This window comes from Limnohabitans sp. 2KL-51, assembly GCF_003063645.1.
Taxonomy (GTDB): Bacteria; Pseudomonadota; Gammaproteobacteria; order Burkholderiales; family Burkholderiaceae_C; genus Limnohabitans_A.
On record NZ_NESJ01000054.1, the window covers coordinates 1 to 1,338 of the forward strand.

The following is a 1,338-nucleotide window of genomic DNA, read 5'->3' on the forward strand; positions in this document are numbered from 1 at the left end:
CCTGGAGCCTGACCCCCACCAGCGCCGTGGTGGGCGACACCATCACCGCCAGCGCACGGGATGCGGCGGGCAACACCGCCACCACCAGCGACCCCAACAAAGCCAACACCAACGGCAACGACGGCAATGACAAGCTCGACGGCGGCAATGGCAACGACACCTTGGATGGTGGCAACGGCAATGACACGCTGGACGGCGGTAACGGCAACGACAAGCTCGATGGCGGCAACGGCAACGACAGCTTGAACGGTGGCAATGGCGAGGACTCCCTGAGCGGGGGCGATGGCAACGACACGCTGGATGGCGGCAACGGCAACGACACCCTGGACGGCGGCAACGGCGACGACTCCTTGAGCGGCGGTAACGGCAACGACAAGCTCGACGGCGGCAACGGCAACGACACCCTGAACGGTGGCAACGGCAACGACACGCTGGACGGCGGCAACGGCAACGACAAGCTCGATGGCGGCAACGGCAACGACAGCATCAACGGCGGCAACGGCAACGACACCATCATCGCGGGCGGGGGTAACGACACGGTGGACGGCGGTGCGGGCACCGACGTGCTGGACATCTCGCGCCTGGACCAAGCCGTGGTCAAGCCCGGCAGCACACCGGGCTCGGGCGTGATCGAGTACATCGGACCTGACGGCACGCCCCAGACCATCGAGTACAAGAACATCGAACAAATCGTGGACAACGGCCGGGCCGTGGTGGACATCACCTCCATGAGCACGGACACGGGCACCGCAGGTGACTTCAGCGGCACCGACAACACGCTCACCTACCGGGGCACCATCACCGAGAAGGCGGGCACCGTCATCTCGGCCGAATCCCAAGTCAAGCTCGAGCTGTTCGATGCCAACGGCCAACGGGTGGCCACCGCCTTTGCACCCATCACCGGCACCACCGGCAACTACAGCTGGGTCTGGCCGTTTGAGACCACCCAAGCGGTGGGCAACTACACCCTCAAAGCCACGGTGGTCGACCAAGCGGGCATCCGCTTCACCACCGACCCGGTGGCCCTGGGCGACGACCCGGGCGAAGACCAGCAAGCCATTGAGGTGATTGCGGATATCCGCAACGCCACCGTGATCAGCGTGGACGATGCCTCGAATGCTGTGGAAGCGGGGGGCACGGCCAACGCCACAGCGGGCAGCACGGCCACGGGCAACGTGCTGAGCAACGACCTGGGCGACAACCTCACCGTCCAATCGGCCAAGCTTGCAGGCGGCGCAGCGCTCAGCACCACCAGCGGGCCGGCCACCATCACGGGCCAATACGGCACCTTGGTGATGGGCACCAACGGCAGCTACACCTACACGGTGAACAACAACA

At 65.5% G+C, this 1,338-nt stretch carries 1 pseudogene; it reads left to right on the forward strand.

The annotated features are described in order from the left end of the window. Positions 1 to 1,338, forward strand: a pseudogene (locus B9Z49_RS21345) (hypothetical protein); the annotation flags it as partial.